Below are 16,883 nucleotides of genomic sequence, written 5' to 3'. Positions count from 1 at the left end.
TCAGTGCGTCGGCACCACCGCGGGCGCCTGCTCGATCGCGGCGTGCACGCAGGCGTCCCAGTCGAGCAGGTCCCGCGGCAGCAGCGCGCGGATCGGCACTGGGTCGCCCACGAGGTCGTCGGCCAGGTGGTCCAGGGCGGCCCGCAGACCCCCGCGCGGGTGTCCGCCGACGCGCTCGAGCAACGGTGCCACCAGGTGCAGCACGCCCAGCGGCAGCCCGATGACGTGCGGCGCCGGCCGGCCCAGCGCAGCCGCCGTCGCGGTGACCAGCTCGCGGTAGGTCGGGGCGTCGACGGTGCCGACGTCGAGCACCCGGCCGTACGTCGCCGGCTCGTCGAGCGCGTCCACCAGGTAGCCGACCAGGTCGTCGAGCGCGATCCACGACCAGCGCTGCCGTCCCGCACCGCGGATCGCGGCGACAGGGCGGCGGGCGGCCGTCAGCAGGTCGTCGAACCCGGCCCCGCCCTTGCCGGCGACGAGCCCGGGCCGCAGCACCGTCACGTCGAGCCCGCTGCCGAGCAGCTGCCGCTCGACGGCCACCCGCGAGCGCACCCAGGGGTTGGTCGCCTGCGCCCGGGCGTCGATCAGCCCGACGGTGAGCAGCCGGCGGGTGCCGGCGCGGCGGGCGGCCGCGACCAGCAGCTCGGTGGCTCGTCGTTCCGCGTCGGCGAAGTCCCCGGCGCCGTCGGGCTGCCGGGCGGTGACGGTCTGCACCAGCACGTAGACGGCGCGGGCCCCGGCGAGCAGGGCGTCGAGCGCGGCTTCGTCGTGCATGTCGCCGACGACGACGTCCAACCGCTCGCCCCCGGCACCGCCGAGCCGGGCGCGGGCCCGCGCCTCGTCGCGGACCAGCACGCGGACCGGCTCGGGACGACCGCCCTCCGCAGGGCCGGCTGCGCGCAGCTGACGGGTCAGGGCCGTACCGACGAACCCGGTTGATCCGATGACGGCGATCATGGTTCCTCCTCCACATCGATGACGTGTCACCGAGTCTGCCTCGCCGTCCTGACCGGTGCAAGACATGTCACGCATGTTGTGTCACCGGTATGGTGACCCCGTGGATCGCATCGAGGAGCTGCGCTACCTGGTGCTGGCCGCGCAGCGCGAGGGCAACCGGCGGCTCACCGAGGCCTTGCGTCCCCTGGGCGTCACCCCGGCACAGTCCGAGGTGCTCACCGTGCTGGCCGGCAGCCACGAACCGTTGTCCGTCAAGGAGCTGGGCGCCCTGCTGGTGTGCGAGACGGGCAGCCCGAGCCGGCTCACCCGCACGGTGGTCGCCGCAGGCTGGGCGGAGCAGGTCCCCGACGAGGCCGACGGCCGCCTGACCCGGCTGCGCCTCACCCCGTCCGGCGCCGAGCTCGCGCGGCAGATCGCGCAGGTGGAGGCGGCTTTCCACGCACGGCTGCGGGCCGCGCTCCCGGACGACGAGACCGCCCACAGCACGATCACCGTGCTGCGCGCGCTCGTCGCCGACGGCCCCGCGGGCGCTGCGATCGAGCGCCGTCGCGCGCGCGTCTGATCCGGCGGACCGTCCGCGTGCGCCGGTCCCGACGGCGGGCCCGGAGCACGGCGCTAGCCTGCACCCCGGAGTGGTCAGGGTGGACGACGGGAGCGGGTTCGGTGGCAGAGGGGCACTCGACGGGGACCGGCAGCAACGGGTCGCGGGCCAAGACCACCACCGGTGAGCGCAAGCGCGAGCAGATCCTCGACGCCTCGGTCCGGGTGTTCGGCACCGGCGGCGCCTCCGCGGTGACGCACCGCGCGGTCGCCAAGGTGGCGCAGGTTCCCCTCGGGTCGACGACGTACTACTTCACCGACCGGGACGACCTGCTGCTCCAGACGATGGCGCACGCCCGTGAGGCGGAGGCGGTGCGGCTGGCGTCCATCGTCGACGCGCTGCACGAGGTGCCGGACGTCGACCGGGCCCTGGACGTGCTGACCGAGATGTTCTTCGACAAGACGGTGGCCGACCCGCTGTACGACCTGGCCCTGTTCGAGATGTTCATGGAGGCGACGCGCAACGGCGTGGTCCGCCACGAGGCGCGCGCCTGGTCGCGGATGATCGGCGAGCTGGTGGACCGGGTGCTGCCGCCTACCGACCCGGCGGTGCCGCGCGACCAGGCGGTGCAGATCGTGGCGTGCCTGGTGGACGGCCTGATGCTCGAGGCCGTCTCGAACGCCGAGCTCAGCGTGCCGGACCTGACCACCCGGCTGCGCGTGGTGGTCGAACGGCTCTGCGTGCAGCCGTAGTCAGCTCGACCGCACCGCAGGACGAAGGTCCCTAGGCCTCAATCTCGTCACATGTACGTTTGTACAACACGAGAAGTTGTACGTTTGTACATGTTCGGACCAGACCTCGCGACCGCGAGCGGCTCCCCCGGTGCGACGTGCGCGACTCGGCACAGCGGCACGCCACGCAAAGGAGCTGCAATGACCGCGCAGACGGACCGTCCCCCGACGGCCGACACAGGGACCCGCAAGACGTTCCGGATGTTCGACATGGTGCTGTTCTCGGTGGCGGCGATGCTGCTGCTGTCGCAGCTGACCGTGACGGCCGCCGTCGGTCCGACCGCCATCTTCTGGACGGTCGCGATCATCGTCGTCTTCTTCGTCCCCTACGGCCTGGTCACCAGCGAGCTCGGCTCCGCCTACCCCGACGCGGGCGGCATCTACGCCTGGGTGGTCCGGGCGTTCGGCAACCGCTGGGGCACCCGGGTGTCGTGGTGGTACTGGCTGAACGTCGGCCTGTGGGTGCCCAGCGTGTACCTGATGTTCTCCGGGGCCATCTCGTCGATGTTCTTCGACGGGCACCTGAACTTCTGGGTGCAGGTGGCGGTGACCGTCACGCTGATCTGGATCAACTACTGGGTGAACGCCCGCAGCCTGAAGACCGGCACGTGGGTGTCCAACCTCGGCGCCGGCATCACCATCGCGGTGATCGTCGCCCTGGCCGTCGCCGGCGGCATCTACACCGCCCACCACGGCTCGGCCACCACGTGGTCGGTCGGCTCGGTGATCCCCACCCACACGCTGCCGGCGTTCATCGCGGCGCTGCCGATCGTCATCTACAACTTCCTCGGGTTCGAGCTGATGTCGTCCGCCTCCACCCAGATGGAGAACCCGCGCCGGGACGTCCCGCGGACCATCGCGATCGCCGGTGCGCTGATCGGTGCGTTCTACCTGGTGGCGACGGTCGGCATGCAGCTCATCGTGCCGGCCGACGAGATCTCGAAGACGACCGGACTCGTCGACGCGCTGCGCCGCGGCTTCGGCGACTCCGGCGTCGCGAGCACCGTGGTGACCATCCTCGGCATCGGCGCCCTGTTCTGCTTCTTCGCCAGCCTGGTGCCGTGGACCATCGGCGCGAACATCGCCGCGGCCGAGTCCGCCCAGCAGGGCGACCTGCCCAAGGTGTTCGCCCGGACGCACCCCGACCGCGGCACCCCCGTCGGCGCCGCGATGCTCTGCTCCCTGGTGGGGACGGTGTTCACGCTGGCGTACGCCGTGCTGTTCTCGGTGACCGGCGGGTCGATCGACGAGGTGTTCTGGAACCTGTTCGCGTTCTCGTCGGTGATCTTCCTGCTGCCCTACATCGTGATGATGCTGGCGTTCGGCAAGCTGCGTCGCATCGACCCGGACCGGGTGCGGCCCTACCAGGTACCCGGTGGTCGGACCATGACGTGGCTGGTCACGTGGGTGCCGACGGCCCTGCTGACGGCTGCGGCGGTGTTCTTCGTCTGGAACCCGTACGACTTCTCCTGGGCCGTGACCGGCTCGATCCTCATCGGGCTCGCCATCACCGTCGGCATCCAGGAGTACTTCTGCGCCCGCGCACCGCGCTGGACCCGGGACCGCGCGCTGGAGCGCGGCGAGGACCCGGACGCGGAGCCGGAGCTCGCGGTCGTCGACTGACCGCACCCACCTGATCCCCCGACCCCGGGTGGTCCCGGGCGATCCCCGACCGGGACCACCCGGCACGACCACCGACGCCCCAGGAAGGTCGCCTCCCATGGCACGCACGCACAGCTCCACCCCCGCCGCCGACGGCTACCGCATGCCGGCCGAGTGGGCCCACCACAGCGGCTGCTGGCTCGTCTGGCCCGAGCGCCCCGACAACTGGCGCCTCGGCGGCAAGCCCGCACAGGCCGCGTTCACCGCGGTGGCGACGGCCATCGCCGAGACGGAGGCCGTCACCGTCGCGGTGTCCGCGCGGCAGTACGACAACGCCCGCAGCCAGCTGCCCGAGCAGGTCCGGGTGGTGGAGATGTCCAACGACGACTCCTGGATGCGCGACACCGGCCCGACCTTCGTGGTGAACGACGAGGGTGACGTCCGCGGCGTCGACTGGGTGTTCAACGCCTGGGGCGGTCTGGTCGACGGGCTGTACTTCCCCTGGGCGGCCGACGACGCCGTGGCCCGCAAGGTGCTCGAGATCGAGGGCGTGGACCGGTACCGCGCACCGCTGGTGCTCGAGGGCGGCTCGATCGACGTCGACGGTGAGGGCACGGTGCTGGTCACCGAGGAGTGCCTGCTGTCGGCGGGCCGGAACCCCGACCTGACCAGGGAGGACATCGAGCAGCACCTGCGCGACCACCTCGGGGTCGAGGTCGTCGTCTGGCTGCCGTACGGCGTCTTTCTCGACGAGACCAACGGGCACGTCGACAACTTCTGCCGGTTCGTCCGGCCGGGCGTGGTGATGCTGACCTGGACGGACGACGAGACCGACCCGCAGCACGAGCGGTCGGCGGCGGCGCTGAAGGTGCTTCAGTCCACGACGGACGCGCGCGGCCGGTCCTTCGAGGTGGTGAAGATCCACCAGCCCGGTCCGATCGTCATCACCGAGGAGGAGTCCCGCGGCGTCGACTCGATCGAGGGCACGCTGCCGCGCGAGGCCGGTGACCGGCTGGCCGGCAGCTACGTGAACTCGTACATCGGGAACGAGCTGGTGGTGCTGCCGGTGTTCGACGACCCGCACGACGACGCCGCGGTGGCCGCGTACACGCAGCTGTTCGCCCCCCGCCGCATCGTCACGGTCCCCGGCCGGGAGATCCTGCTGGGCGGCGGCAACGTGCACTGCATCACCCAGCAGGTGCCCTCCGGGCGCTGACCACGCCTCTCCACCACCCCACGCCCTGACCAGGGCGTTCGCCCGACCCCGACGGGGCCGACGCGACCGGCGTCACGACGACGCCACCATCCCTCCCCCGGCATCCGACCGGTCCTGCTCCCGCACCCGCGGCGACCCGACCGCGCTCGGCCGACCCCGCACACCCAGAACCAGCCCACGAACCAGCCCACGAACCCGCAGGAGAGAGCCATGTCCCCCCGCCACTTCATCGACACCCAGGACCTCACGAAGGACGAGGTGCTCGACCTCGTCCGCCTCGGCCTGACCCTCAAGCGCTGCGTCCGTGCCGGGTACTTCCCGCCGCTGCTGGCCGGCCGGACGCTCGGCATGATCTTCGAGCAGTCGTCCACCCGTACCCGCGTGTCGTTCGAGACGGCGATGTCCCAGCTCGGCGGGCACGCGCAGTACCTGGCTCCCGGCCAGATCCAGCTCGGCGGCCACGAGTCCATGGAGGACACCGCCCGCGTGCTGTCCCGCCTGGTCGACGTGGTGATGGCCCGCGTCGCGCGGCACCACACCGTGGCGGACCTGGCCCGGTACGCCACCATCCCGGTGCTCAACGGGATGTCGGACTACAACCACCCGACGCAGGAGATCGGCGACCTGATCACCATGGTCGAGCACCTGCCGGCCGGGAAGCGGCTGGAGGACTGCAAGGTGGTGTTCGTCGGCGACGCCACCCAGGTGTGCGCCTCGCTGATGATGATCACCACCAAGATGGGCATGGAGTTCGTCCAGTTCGGGCCCGAGAGGTTCCAGCTGAAGCCGGAGCTGCAGGCGATCGGCCGGGCGAACTGCGAGACGTCGCACGGCAGCGTGCTGGTGACGGACGATGCCGCCAAGGCGCTGGCCGGCGCGGACTTCGTCTACACCGACGTCTGGTACGGCGACTACGAGGCCGAGCTCGGCGAGGCCGAGCGGCTCGCCGCCTTCATGCCCACCTACCAGGTGAACCGCGACCTGATGGCCCTGGCCGGGCCCGACGCCAAGTTCATGCACTGCCTGCCCGCCACCCGCGGCGAGGAGGTCACCGACGACGTGCTGGACGCCGACTTCTCCATCGCCTTCGACCAGGCCGGCAACCGGCTCACCGCCCAGCGCGCGCTGCTGGTGTACTTCCTGCGGCCGGAGGTGCCGAACCCGGTCAAGGTCGCGGCGGCGAAGGCCGAGCTCGAGTCCGTGCTCGCCGGCATCCTCTGAGGCGCCCGCATGTCACGCATCGTCATCGCCCTGGGCGGCAACGCCCTCGGCACGTGCCCGGCCGAGCAGCAGGAGCGGATCGACGCCGCCGCCCCGGCCCTGGTCGGTCTGATCGCCCAGGGGCACGAGATCATCGTGTCCCACGGCAACGGACCCCAGGTCGGCGCCATCGAGCTGGCGTTCGAGATCGCCTCGCAGCACACCGACCGGGTCGCCGCGCTGGACCTGCCGGAGTGCACGGCCATGAGCCAGGGGTACATCGGCTACCACCTGCAGCAGGGCATCGCCCGTGAGCTGCGGCGGGTCGGCATGCCGTGGCACGTCGCCTCCGTGGTCACGCGCGTGGAGGTCGACCCCGACGACCCCGCGTTCGCGCGGCCGACCAAGCCGATCGGCGGCTTCTACGACGAGGCCACCGCACGTCGGATGATGGCGGCCACCCCGGGGCTGTCCATGTCCGAGGACTCCGGACGCGGCTGGCGCACCCTGGTGGCGTCGCCGCGACCGGTGGACATCGTGGAGCGGGACTCGATCCTCAACCTGCTGGACCACGAGTTCATCGTGGTGGCGTGCGGCGGCGGCGGGATCCCCGTGGTGCGGGACGCCGACGGTGACCACCACGGCGTGCGGGCGGTGGTCGACAAGGACTTCGCCTCGGCGAAGCTGGCCGAGGTGGTCGGTGCCGACTACCTGTTCGTCCTCACGGCGGTCGAGAAGGTGGCGATCGGGTTCGGCACGCCGCAGCAGCAGGACCTGGACCACCTCGACCTCGCAACCGCGCAGCGGTACGTGGACGAGGGGCAGTTCGGTGCCGGTTCCATGCTGCCGAAGGTGCAGGCGGCGACGGGATTCGTCGCGAGCGGGCCCGGACGGCGTGCGGTGATCTGCGCGCTGGAGAAGGCGCCGCTCGCGATGAGCGGTGCGACGGGCACGGTGATCCACTCCTGACGGCTGCGTCCACGGGGCAGCGGATCGCCCTCTCGCGCTGTACGCCTCGTGTACGTACACCAGGCGTACAGAGCGAGAGCCGTCCCCGTCCCGGTGCGGCCGGCTAGACCTGCACCGCCAGCGGGACGTCGACCGATCCGACCCGGAGGGTCGCAGCGCCAGCTGCGACCCTGTCGGGCACCACCACGTCGAACGCGACCGGGTAGCGCTCCGCACGCGGTCCGGCGGCCGTCGAGCCCAGCGGCCAGGCGCTCGCACCCTGCTGCAGGGTCAGCGCCACGTCCGCCATCGGCCGCTCGCGATCCGACGGAGGCGGCCCGCTGCACCCCGGGCCGGTGCTGCCGGTGTCCTCGCACCCCGTGTGGAACAGCTCACCGCGCACCACCAGCCGGTCGCCGCGCCGGACGACCAGCGCGGGGGCGGACTCCGTCACCAGGGTCGGCGTCGCACCACCGACAGCCACCCACACCTGCGGCGCCGCACAGCTGGCCGCCGCGCGGTCGGGCACCCACAGGCCGACGAGGCCGGCGGTGCCGAGCAGCATCGCCACGACGAGCGCACGAGAGCGCACGGTGGTCCGGTCGTCGCGCCAGGGAGCGCGGGGGTGCGCGGCGGACCTCATTGCGGCACAGCCGCGGCACGGGCGCGCAGCACCACGCGCTCGAGGTAGCGCGGCACCACGGCGTTCCAGCCGAGCTCGTCGTCGAGCCGCTCGGCGAACGTCTCGGCGGAGTCCGGCTCGCCGTGCACCACGTAGGCGGTGCGCGGCGGGCTCACGGTGGAGAACCAGGCGATCAGCTCGTCCGCGTCGGCGTGCGCCGAGAAGCCGTCGATCACCACCACCTCCGCACGCACCGGCACGTACTCGCCGTGGATCTTCACCTGCCGGGCGCCCTCCGCGAGCGCGGCACCGCGCGTGCCGGCCACCTGGTAACCGGTGAGGATCACGGCGTTGTCGCGCACCGGCAGCTGGGAGACGAGGTGGTGCAGCACGCGCCCGCCGGTGGCCATGCCGGAGGCGGAGATGATCACGCACGGGTGGTCGGGGTGGTTCAGCCGCTCGGACTGCTCACGGGTGCTGGCCAGGTGCACGCCGGGGGCCGCGAGCACCGCGTGGGCGGCCAGCACCTCCGGACGCAGCGTCGGGTCGTGCGCCGCGAAGGCCTGCCGGTACACCTCGAGCGCCCGCAGGGCCATCGGGCTGTCGACGTAGATCGGCACGTCCGGGATCGCCCCCTGCTCGCGCAGCTCCGACAGCGTGACCAGGAGCACCGCCGTGCGGTCGATGGCGAACGCCGGCAGCAGGCACACGCCGCCGCGGCCGACCGTCCGCGTCACGGCGGCTGCGAGCGCCTCCCGTCCGCCGTGCTCGTGCACGCGGCCGCCGTACGTCGACTCGGTGACCACCACGTCGGCGTCCACGGCTGGCGCCGGCGGCTGCAGCAGCACGTGCCCGGGCCGACCCATGTCCCCCGTGAACAGCACGCGGACACCGTCGACGTCGAGCACCGCGAAGGTCGAGCCGAGGATGTGCGCCGAGGGGTGCAGGGACACCTGCATGCCGCCGGGCAGGGCCGCCGGCTCGGGGCCGTCGTGCGGCCGGAACAGGGAGATCGCCTGCTCGGCGTCCGAGCTGTCGAACAGCGGCAGCGCCGGCGAGTGCTTGCTGAACCCGGCGTCGCGGGCGTACTCGGCCTGCTCCTCCTCGAGGTGGGCGGCGTCCCGCAGCACGATGCTCGCCAGCCGGGCCGTGTCGCGGCTGCACACCACGGGTCCCGAGAAGCCGTTCCGGGTCAGCAGCGGCAGGTACCCGCAGTGGTCGAGGTGCGCGTGCGTCAGCACGACCGCGTCGACAGAGGACGGCTCAACCGGCAGCCGGTCCCAGTTGCGTCGCCGCCACTCCTGCGGGCCCTGGAACAGCCCGCAGTCGACGAGGACGCGCGCGTCCGGCGTCTCCACCAGGAACTTGCTGCCGGTCACCGTCCCCGCCGCGCCGAGGAAGGTGAGGGTGGGCCGACGCTGCGGCCGACGGGGGGTGGACCAGCCGGCGGACGACGAGGCGGGCGAGGAGACGGACGACGAGGCGGACATGGTGCTCACATCCTTCGGACGACGATGTCCTCGCTGCCAGTCTCCACCCCGCCGCGGCCCCGCGGCAGGCCCTTGCAGGACGCTGACCAGGCGAGATCCTCAGGCGCCCACGAGGTCCCGCCGCCACAGCGCCGCCGCACCGGCCGCCGCCAGCGCCACGGCGATGCCCGTCATCACCCAGGCCGCCGGCCACGCGACGTCGGAGGTCGGCACCGTCGCCAGGTGGTGGAACGGCGAGACGTTCAGCACCCAGTCGGGCCACTTCAGCAGCGGTCCCAGGGTCTGCAGCAGGTACGCCGCGATCGCCGCGGTGGCGCCGACCGGGACCACCAGGCGAGGGGCGACGCCGAGCAGCAGCACGTCCAGACCGGCGAACAGCAGCACCACGGGCAGCGGGTTCAGCGCCGACACCACCGCGTCCGGCACCGTCACGTCGGCACCGGCCGACGTGGCACCCACCCAGAACGCCGCACCCGCCACGGCGACCAGCCCCACCGCACCGACCACCAGCACCACCACGTGCCCGGCCAGCCAGCGCCACCTCGGAAGCGGGCCGGCCAGCAGCAGGTCGAGCCGCCCCGCGGCCTCCTCCGCCCGGGCGGCACCCACCCGGAACGCGACCTGCACCGCGACGGCCACACCCGCGATGGTGCCGACCATGCCGACGAACCCCCGCACGTAGTCGCCGGGCGACATGCCCATGGCGGACAGCAGCTGCTGGTACGACGGGTCCTGGTCCAGGAACCCCGTGACGGTCGGCACCAGGGTCCCGAACATCGCGAGCCACACCACCAGGGCACCCGCCCAGGCGAGCAGCGACCCCAGCCCCGTCCGCGTCGCCAGCGCCACCGGGCTGCTCAGCCCCCAGTGCCGCGACCGGTCGGCACGGCGCCGCACCAGCAGCCCGGCGCCGGTGTCCCGGCGCAGCCGCAGCCGCACGGCCAGGACGCCGAGCACGACGACGACGCCGAGCGGCACCGCCAGGACCGCCACCCGGTTGGCGCCGAACGGCGCGAGGTGGTCGGTCCACCCGAACGGTGTCAGCCAGCCGAGCCACGCCCGCGACTCCGCGCTGTTCGAGGCCACCCGCAACGGCAGCGCCACGCCGATCACCACGGCCGCCACCCCGGCGGCGCCGCCGCGGGAGCCGAACAGCTGGCTGGTCACCGCGGTCAGCATCACCGCGGTGCCGGCGAACCCCGCCAGCAGGCCGCCCATCAGCACCGCACCGGTCAGCTGCCCACCCACCGCCACGAAGGCGGCCGCCGCGGCGAACCCGATCACCAGGCAGGCTCCGAGCAGCACGGCCAGCTGGGACGCCAGCAGCTGCACCGGACGCAGCGGCTGCGCCAGCACCGGGTCGTGCCGGCCGGTCCGCTCGTCCGCCCGCAGCACGCGCGCGGTCGTCGTGATCGCCCACGCCGCGGCCACCAGCTCGATCATCCAGCCGGCGTCCCAGACGGTGAACCCGCCGACGGTGTCGACGCCGGCACCAGGCCCGGAGATCAGCCGGATCGACTGGTTCCGCGACCACTCCACGAGCGTCGCCCGGTCCGAGGCCTCGGGGTACGCGACCCGGAACGTGATCCCCTCGATCGCCACGTACACCGCCGCGGCCAGCGCGATCGCCGCCGTCCCCCGCCGCAGCAGCCGCACGGTCAGCGCCGCGGCCGTCCCCGCACCACCGGGTCGCCGCACCGTCCGGGCCGCAGCGCCGGTCCCAGGAGCGGCCCGGTGCACGTGGTGCCGACGAACGGTCGGCGCCGTCGGACGCGTCCCCGCACCGGCCGTCGCGGTCAGCTCGGCGGTCGGCTGAGCGGTCGTCGAGCGCTGCGCCGCCGCACCGCGCCCCGTCGTCGGACGCTCGTCAGTAGTACGCAAGGAACGCCTCCTCCAGCGAGCGTTCCGGTGTGCGCAGCCGCACCACCTGCACGTCGGCCAGCGCGCGCAGCAGGGCGGACGGCGGCCCGTCGAGGGTCACGCGCAGCCCACCCAGCACGCCGGGCATGGGTTCCACGCTGCCGACGCCGGGCACGCCGGCCAGCGCCGGCACCGGCCCGTCCACCACCAGCTCCACCACCGTGGCGCCCATCCGGCGGAGCTCGTCGAGGGTCGCCACCTCCACCAGCCGTCCCTCTCGCAGCATCGCGACGCGGTCGCACAGGTCCTGCACCTCGTCGAGGATGTGCGAGCTGAGGAAGACGGTCTGCCCGCGGCCGGCCGCCTCGCGGACCAGCGCCTGGAACACCTCCTCCATCAGCGGGTCCAGCCCGGCGGTCGGCTCGTCGAGCAGCAGCACGTCCGCCCTGGTCATCAGCGCGACCACCAGCGCCAGCTTCTGCCGCGTGCCGCGCGAGTAGGTGCCCACACGGCGCGACGGGTCCAGCTGGAGGCGTTCGAGCAGCTCGGCGCGGTACGCCGGGTCGACGCCGCCGGCGAGGTTGGCGAACAGCTCGAGGGTCTCGGTGCCGGTCAGCTGCGGCCACAGCGCCACGTCGCCCGGCATGTACCCGATGTGCCGGTGCGCCCGCCGCACGTCGGTCACGGGGATGCCGTGCACGCGGGCGCTGCCGGCGGTCGGCCGGATCAGGTCCAGCAGCAGGCGGATGGTGGTGGACTTCCCGGCACCGTTGGGGCCCAGGAAGCCGAACGTCTCCCCCGGCGTCACCGTCAGGTCCAACCGGTCCAGGGCCAGCACCGAGCCGAACCGCTTGGTCAGGCCCACCGTCTCGATCGCCCACCCGTTGGCGGTCATCGTCGACCTCCTCGCAGGAGCCCTACGTCCAGCATGGCCCGCCCTGCGGGGTTGCGGGAGACCGAATCCTCACCTCAGGGCGCCCTGTCCGCAGGGGCCGCTACGGTGCCGGCCATGGCAGCAGTGGTGCAGGAGGTCGTGGTCGACTGCGCGGAGCCCGCGGCGCTGGCGCGGTTCTGGGCCCAGGTGCTCGAGGCCCGCTGGGCGTCGGTCGACCCGGGCTGGGCGGTCGTCGACGCGACCCCGTTGATCGTGGCGTTCCAGCAGGTCCCCGAGCCGAAGTCGTCGCCGAAGAACCGGCTGCACCTGGACGTCCGTGTCCCGGACGCCGCTGCCGCGGTCGCTCGTGCGGAGGCGCTCGGTGCGCACCGCACCGGCCACCAGGAGCTGCGCGACGACGGCGACGGCTACGTGGTGCTGCAGGACCCCGAGGGGAACGAGTTCTGCTTCGTGGTCGACGAGTCGAGCCGCTGGGCCGGCGTCCTGCGGTCCGCGCTGGAGCACGCCGACCAGACGACGGGCCTGCCCGCAACCGTCTGATCCGCGGGACGTTCGCCTCTGGCGCCGGGCGCGACGCCGGTGGTCTGCTCGACGCATGACGACGCGGACGCCCCTGCTGCCCCCGCCGCCACCGCGGCCGCCGGCCCGTGTGCTCGCCATCGCGGCGGCCATGGCGGTCGGTGCCGCGCTCCCCGTGATCCGCACCTGGATGCTGCAGTTCGGCGCCACCGAGGCGGAGCTCGACGCCCACCTGCCTGGTGACGACCTGATCGCCTCCCCCGACCTGGTGGCCACGCGCGTCGTCGGCATCGCGGCCGCACCGGACCAGGTGTGGCCCTGGGTGGCCCAGCTCGGCCAGGGTCGCGGCGGCTTCTACTCCTACGACTGCCTCGAGAACTTGGTCGGCTGCGACGTGCGTTCCGCCGACCGCGTGGAGGCCCGGTGGCAGGACGTGCGGGTGGGTGACCCGTTCCGGCTGCACCCCGACGTGGCCCTCGAGGTGGTCGCGGTGGAGCCCGGGCGGGCGCTGGTGGTCCGCGGAGCCGTCGGCGTCACCGGGTCCACGGCGTCGTCCGCCGGCGCCCCTCCGTACGACTTCACCTGGGCGTTCGTGCTGCGCCGCGGCCGTGACGGCGGCACCCGGCTGGTGGTCCGGGAGCGGTACGGCTACACGCGCCGTGGTGCCGCCCTGCTGGTCGAGCCGGTCAGCGTCGTCAGCTTCGTCATGACCCAGAAGATGCTGCGCGGCCTGCGGGACCGCGCCGAGCGGGCTGCCGCCTGATCAGCCCGCAGCGGAACACCGTTGCCGCGTCGGACACCCTCCGGTTAGGGTGGCCGACGTAGTCGCAGTGCAGAGATCTTCCCCCCGGTTCTCCGGAGCGGACGACGACCACCGTGATTCACCGGTCCCGGTCGTCGGGGTCGAACACCAACCGCAAGGAGAACGCACATGCCTACTGGCATCGTGAAGTGGTTCAACGCCGAGAAGGGCTTCGGCTTCATCGCCCCCGAGGACGGCGGCCCGGACGTCTTCGTCCACTACTCGGCCATCGCGACGAGCGGCTACCGCTCGCTCGAGGAGAACCAGCGCGTCTCGTTCGACGTGCAGCAGGGCCCCAAGGGCCCGCAGGCCTCGAACGTCACGCCTGCCTGACCAGGCCTCGCCGGCGCACGCCGGCTGACGAAGGGCGCTCCACCTCCGTGGTGGGGCGCCCTTCGCGCACCTGGGGGACGTCGGCGCCGTCCGGGTGCCACGACCGATCGCTCCGTGCCATGCTGCGCCCAGGTGCCGACGACGAGGCCCAGCCACCGGGAGGCTCCGTGGACGACCAGCAGATCCTGGACCGCATCCACCAGCTGATGCTCCAGGAGCACGCGCTGCGAGAGGCGGTCGAGCAGGGCCGGGCCGGCGACGGGCACGTCCGGACGGCCGAGCGGATCGCGCAGCTCGAGGTGGAGCTCGACCAGGCGTGGGACCTGCTGCGTCAGCGCCGGGCGCTGCGGGAGGCCGGCGCCGATCCCGACGGGGCGCACGAGCGGCCTGCCGCGGAGGTCGAGGGGTACCTCGACTGAGGGTCGTCGAGCGCCGGAGCGTGCGCCCGTCGGTCGCGGTGCCCGGCCCGGACGAGGCGGGCGCCGAAGGGTGCGGTGTCGGTGAGGGGACCGTGTGCCTCACGCGTCGACCCGTCGTGCCTGGTCGCGGCCCCCTAGACTCGCGTCCGTGATCTTCAAGGCGGTGGGGGACGGCCGTCCGTACCCGGACCACGGGCTGACGACGGCCAAGCAGTGGGCTGCCGTGGCCCCGCGCCAGGTTCGCCTGGACGAGCTGGTCACCACCAAGCGGACGCTCGATCTCGATGCGCTCCTGGCGGAGGACTCCACCTTCTACGGCGACCTGTTCGCCCACGTGGTGCAGTACAAGGGCGTGCTGTACCTCGAGGACGGGCTGCACCGGGCCGTCCGTGCCGCGCTCCAGCAGCGCCCGGTGCTGCACGCGCGGGTGCTGGTGATCGAATGACCGATCCGGACCGCGCCCGTGCGCTGCGCCGCCGCCACGTGCACGAGCGGCAGGCGGTGATCTTCGGCATCCTGCTCGCCATCCTGGCGGTGGCCGGCGTCTCGGCAGCGGCGATCTACACCGGCAACCTCAACGTGCCGTTCTTCGCCCGCGGCTTCTCCAGCAAGCCGACGCCGAGCGTCACGAGGCAGCCCGCGCCGTGCCCGCCGCAGGGCGCGCTGCCCGTGGCGGCCAACACCATCAAGGTGAACGTCTACAACGGCGCCAACCGGGCGGGGCTGGCGGCGTCCGCGGCCGTGGCGCTCGGTCAGCGTGGGTTCACCATCGGTACCACCGCCAACGCGACCACGCAGTTCGTCGGCTCGGAGCAGATCTCGTTCGGCGTGGCCGGTGTCGCGCAGGCGTACACGGTCGCCGCGCACTTCAAGGACCCCGTGCTGCTGCTGATCGCCCGAGCCGACCCCAAGGACGCGACGGTCGACGTCACCCTGGGCAGCGACTTCGACACGCTGGTCCCCACCGACCAGGTCGGGCTGGACCCGAACACGCCGCTCGTCGGGCAGCCCGGCTGCGTGCCGGTCGAGCAGCTGGCGGCGCAGGCGAGCGCCAAGCCGGCGGCGACGTCGACACCGACCAAGTCCTGACCGGCGCGGTGCCCGCCCGGCGGGCACGCCCTCCTGCGGGCCACGTGCCGCCGCGCAGCACGTCCTGACACGAAGGAGCGCCCCGCGTCGTGACGACCGCGGGGCGCTCCTTCGTCGTGACGCGACGGGCCGTCAGACCCGGTCGCTGGTGACCGACGGCGCCTCGGCCAGCTCCGCGCCACCGGGCACGGAGGCCGGCGTGGCGGGCTCCTGGGAGGTGCCGCGCCACTTCGCCAGCACCCGCATCAGGTGGTAGAGGCCGATCGCGGCGGCGGTGCCGAGCGCGATGCCCTGGAACTGCAGCTTGCCGGCGGTCCAGCTGAAGTTGGCGATGCCGATCACCAGGGCGATCGCCGCCGGGAACAGGTTCACCGGGTTGGAGAAGTCGACGCGGTTCTGCACCCAGATCCGGGCGCCGAGCAGGCCGATCATCCCGTACAGCACGGTCGCGGCACCGCCGAGCACGCCGGCCGGCACCGTGGCGATCGCGGCGCCGAACGTGGGCGACATCGACAGGATCAGGGCGGTGGCGGCGGCGACCCAGTAGGCGGCGGTGGAGTACACGCGGGAGGCGGCCATCACGCCGATGTTCTCGGCGTAGGTGGTGGTGCCGGAGCCGCCGCCGAGACCGGCGAGCGTGGTCGCCACACCGTCGGCGATCAGCGCGCGGCCCATGATCGGGTCGAGGTTCTGGCCCGTCATCGCGGCGACCGACTTCACGTGGCCCACGTTCTCGGCGATGAGCACCAGCACCACGGGGACGAACAGACCCAGCACCGAGACGTCGAGCTTCGGGGCGACGAAGTGCGGCAGGCCGAACAGCGACGCCTGGCGGACGGCGGTGAAGTTCACCTCACCGCGGAGGGTGGCGACCAGGTAGCCGACGACGACGCCGACGAGGATCGCGAGGCGGCCGAGCACCCCGCGGAACAGCACCGTCACCAGGATCACCGTGCCGAGGGTGGCGATGGCGGTCACCGGCGACGCCCGGAAGCCGGAGCAGCCGGACGCCGAGCAGGAGCCCCACGCCGCCGGCGCCAGGTTGAGGCCGATCAGCGCGACGATCGTGCCGGTGACTGCCGGGGGCATCACGGCGTCGATCCAGCGGGAGCCGCCGACGTGCACCAGCAGGCCGACGACCGCCAGCAGCAGACCCGTGACCAGGATCCCGCCGACCGCCACCGACTGGCCGCCGCTGGCGGTCGCCGCCCCGATCGGCGCGATGAACGCGAAGCTGGAGCCGAGGTAGCTGGGTAGGCGGTTGCCGGTGATCAGCAGGAACCCGATGGTGCCGAGGGCGGAGAAGAACAGGGTGGTCTGCGGCGAGAAGCCGGTGAGCAGCGGCACCAGGAAGGTGGCCCCGAACATCGCCACCACGTGCTGCAGACCGATCCCGGTGGTGCGCGGCCAGCTGAGCCGCTCACCGGGGGACACCACGGCGCCGGGGGCGATGGTCCGCCCGTCGCCGTGCAGCCGCCAGCTCCAGCGCTGGGACCCGTTCGAGGACAAGGACGCCATCGGTTCCTCCATCGTCTGCGCGCCCAGCCCGGGCGTCGGGACGAAGAGTAGTGATCCGGGTGCAGCCCGCGTGGGCGGCTC

18 protein-coding genes are annotated in these 16,883 nt (G+C 73.1%); 12 read left to right on the top strand and 6 right to left on the bottom strand.

Annotated features, from left to right (window positions below; all coding sequences use genetic code 11):
• On the bottom strand, positions 1-957 hold the full coding sequence (locus tag N0B34_RS10580; RefSeq protein ID WP_263731357.1) for an SDR family oxidoreductase: 957 nt from the start codon (positions 955-957) through the stop codon (positions 1-3).
• A 100-nt stretch (positions 958-1,057) separates the two neighbouring features.
• Here N0B34_RS10580 and N0B34_RS10575 point away from each other — a divergent pair, with 100 nt between their 5' ends.
• From N0B34_RS10575 to arcC, 6 genes are all read left to right on the top strand, one after another.
• Positions 1,058-1,519 carry a MarR family winged helix-turn-helix transcriptional regulator gene (locus N0B34_RS10575; protein WP_263731356.1) on the top strand — a complete coding sequence of 154 codons (462 nt, stop codon included), beginning with the start codon at positions 1,058-1,060 and terminating at the stop codon, positions 1,517-1,519.
• A gap of 101 nt (positions 1,520-1,620) precedes the next feature.
• Positions 1,621-2,250, top strand: a complete 630-nt coding sequence (locus N0B34_RS10570) for a TetR/AcrR family transcriptional regulator (RefSeq protein ID WP_263731355.1) — start codon at positions 1,621-1,623, stop codon at positions 2,248-2,250.
• Between the two features lie 180 nt (positions 2,251-2,430).
• Entirely contained in the window at positions 2,431-3,912 is a 1,482-nt protein-coding gene (locus N0B34_RS10565; protein WP_263731354.1) for an APC family permease, read from the top strand.
• Positions 3,913-4,009: 97 nt separating this feature from the next.
• Positions 4,010-5,107 (top strand): agmatine deiminase, encoded by a 1,098-nt coding sequence (gene aguA / locus N0B34_RS10560; RefSeq protein ID WP_263731353.1) that lies wholly within the window; start codon positions 4,010-4,012, stop codon positions 5,105-5,107.
• 210 nt (positions 5,108-5,317) lie between these two features.
• Positions 5,318-6,328 carry a putrescine carbamoyltransferase gene (gene ptcA / locus N0B34_RS10555; RefSeq protein ID WP_263731352.1) on the top strand — a complete coding sequence of 337 codons (1,011 nt, stop codon included), beginning with the start codon at positions 5,318-5,320 and terminating at the stop codon, positions 6,326-6,328.
• Positions 6,329-6,337: 9 nt separating this feature from the next.
• On the top strand, positions 6,338-7,276 hold the full coding sequence (arcC, locus tag N0B34_RS10550) for a carbamate kinase (protein WP_263731351.1): 939 nt from the start codon (positions 6,338-6,340) through the stop codon (positions 7,274-7,276).
• Positions 7,277-7,379: 103 nt separating this feature from the next.
• Here arcC and N0B34_RS10545 read toward each other — a convergent pair whose 3' ends face one another.
• The 4 genes from N0B34_RS10545 to N0B34_RS10530 form a co-directional block, all read right to left on the bottom strand.
• A complete protein-coding gene (locus N0B34_RS10545; protein ID WP_263731350.1) occupies positions 7,380-7,847 on the bottom strand; it encodes a hypothetical protein in 468 nt (155 codons plus the stop codon).
• A gap of 47 nt (positions 7,848-7,894) precedes the next feature.
• The gene (locus N0B34_RS10540) at positions 7,895-9,367 is read right to left on the bottom strand and encodes an MBL fold metallo-hydrolase RNA specificity domain-containing protein (protein WP_263731349.1); all 1,473 of its coding nucleotides are present in this window, start codon (positions 9,365-9,367) and stop codon (positions 7,895-7,897) included.
• A gap of 99 nt (positions 9,368-9,466) precedes the next feature.
• Positions 9,467-11,248: a hypothetical protein gene (locus tag N0B34_RS10535; protein WP_263731348.1), complete on the bottom strand. Its 1,782-nt coding sequence runs from the start codon at positions 11,246-11,248 to the stop codon at positions 9,467-9,469.
• Positions 11,235-12,122, bottom strand: coding sequence for an ABC transporter ATP-binding protein (locus N0B34_RS10530; RefSeq protein ID WP_263731347.1), 888 nt, complete (start codon positions 12,120-12,122; stop codon positions 11,235-11,237). Before N0B34_RS10530 ends, N0B34_RS10535 begins: the two co-directional genes overlap by 14 nt.
• Positions 12,123-12,236: 114 nt before the next feature.
• On the opposite strand from N0B34_RS10530, the gene N0B34_RS10525 reads away from it, so the two are divergent.
• The 6 genes from N0B34_RS10525 to N0B34_RS10500 all read left to right on the top strand — a co-directional run bounded on the left by N0B34_RS10525 (position 12,237) and on the right by N0B34_RS10500 (position 15,284).
• A complete protein-coding gene (locus tag N0B34_RS10525) occupies positions 12,237-12,662 on the top strand; it encodes a VOC family protein (protein WP_263731346.1) in 426 nt (141 codons plus the stop codon).
• 55 nt (positions 12,663-12,717) lie between these two features.
• Positions 12,718-13,404: an SRPBCC family protein gene (locus N0B34_RS10520; protein WP_263731345.1), complete on the top strand. Its 687-nt coding sequence runs from the start codon at positions 12,718-12,720 to the stop codon at positions 13,402-13,404.
• A 168-nt stretch (positions 13,405-13,572) separates the two neighbouring features.
• The gene (locus N0B34_RS10515) at positions 13,573-13,776 is read left to right on the top strand and encodes a cold-shock protein (RefSeq protein ID WP_263731344.1); all 204 of its coding nucleotides are present in this window, start codon (positions 13,573-13,575) and stop codon (positions 13,774-13,776) included.
• A 167-nt stretch (positions 13,777-13,943) separates the two neighbouring features.
• The gene (locus N0B34_RS10510) at positions 13,944-14,195 is read left to right on the top strand and encodes a DUF2630 family protein (RefSeq protein ID WP_263731343.1); all 252 of its coding nucleotides are present in this window, start codon (positions 13,944-13,946) and stop codon (positions 14,193-14,195) included.
• A 148-nt stretch (positions 14,196-14,343) separates the two neighbouring features.
• Positions 14,344-14,640, top strand: coding sequence for a type II toxin-antitoxin system VapB family antitoxin (locus N0B34_RS10505; RefSeq protein ID WP_263731342.1), 297 nt, complete (start codon positions 14,344-14,346; stop codon positions 14,638-14,640).
• A complete protein-coding gene (locus tag N0B34_RS10500) occupies positions 14,637-15,284 on the top strand; it encodes a LytR C-terminal domain-containing protein (protein WP_263731341.1) in 648 nt (215 codons plus the stop codon). The genes N0B34_RS10505 and N0B34_RS10500 overlap by 4 nt, the downstream gene beginning before the upstream one ends.
• A 132-nt stretch (positions 15,285-15,416) precedes the next feature.
• Here N0B34_RS10500 and N0B34_RS10495 read toward each other — a convergent pair whose 3' ends face one another.
• Positions 15,417-16,802: a uracil-xanthine permease family protein gene (locus N0B34_RS10495; RefSeq protein WP_263731340.1), complete on the bottom strand. Its 1,386-nt coding sequence runs from the start codon at positions 16,800-16,802 to the stop codon at positions 15,417-15,419.
• Between the last annotated feature and the right edge of the window lie 81 nt (positions 16,803-16,883).

The organism is Cellulomonas sp. SG140 (assembly GCF_025770785.1).
In the GTDB taxonomy this organism is placed as follows: domain Bacteria; phylum Actinomycetota; class Actinomycetes; order Actinomycetales; family Cellulomonadaceae; genus Cellulomonas.
Note: the sequence above shows the minus strand (reverse complement) of the source record. Positions and strands in the feature narration are given on the sequence as shown.

What these genes read in the sequence shown, in the direction of transcription:
- N0B34_RS10580 (WP_263731357.1), bottom strand. Translation starts at nt 957, where the DNA reads ATGATCGCCGTCATCGGATCAACCGGGTTCGTCGGTACGGCCCTGACC.
- N0B34_RS10565 (WP_263731354.1), top strand. Translation starts at nt 2,431, where the DNA reads ATGACCGCGCAGACGGACCGTCCCCCGACGGCCGACACAGGGACCCGC.
- aguA (WP_263731353.1), top strand. Translation starts at nt 4,010, where the DNA reads ATGGCACGCACGCACAGCTCCACCCCCGCCGCCGACGGCTACCGCATG.
- ptcA (WP_263731352.1), top strand. Translation starts at nt 5,318, where the DNA reads ATGTCCCCCCGCCACTTCATCGACACCCAGGACCTCACGAAGGACGAG.
- arcC (WP_263731351.1), top strand. Translation starts at nt 6,338, where the DNA reads ATGTCACGCATCGTCATCGCCCTGGGCGGCAACGCCCTCGGCACGTGC.
- N0B34_RS10540 (WP_263731349.1), bottom strand. Translation starts at nt 9,367, where the DNA reads ATGTCCGCCTCGTCGTCCGTCTCCTCGCCCGCCTCGTCGTCCGCCGGC.
- N0B34_RS10530 (WP_263731347.1), bottom strand. Translation starts at nt 12,122, where the DNA reads ATGACCGCCAACGGGTGGGCGATCGAGACGGTGGGCCTGACCAAGCGG.
- N0B34_RS10525 (WP_263731346.1), top strand. Translation starts at nt 12,237, where the DNA reads ATGGCAGCAGTGGTGCAGGAGGTCGTGGTCGACTGCGCGGAGCCCGCG.
- N0B34_RS10520 (WP_263731345.1), top strand. Translation starts at nt 12,718, where the DNA reads ATGACGACGCGGACGCCCCTGCTGCCCCCGCCGCCACCGCGGCCGCCG.
- N0B34_RS10515 (WP_263731344.1), top strand. Translation starts at nt 13,573, where the DNA reads ATGCCTACTGGCATCGTGAAGTGGTTCAACGCCGAGAAGGGCTTCGGC.
- N0B34_RS10500 (WP_263731341.1), top strand. Translation starts at nt 14,637, where the DNA reads ATGACCGATCCGGACCGCGCCCGTGCGCTGCGCCGCCGCCACGTGCAC.
- N0B34_RS10495 (WP_263731340.1), bottom strand. Translation starts at nt 16,802, where the DNA reads ATGGCGTCCTTGTCCTCGAACGGGTCCCAGCGCTGGAGCTGGCGGCTG.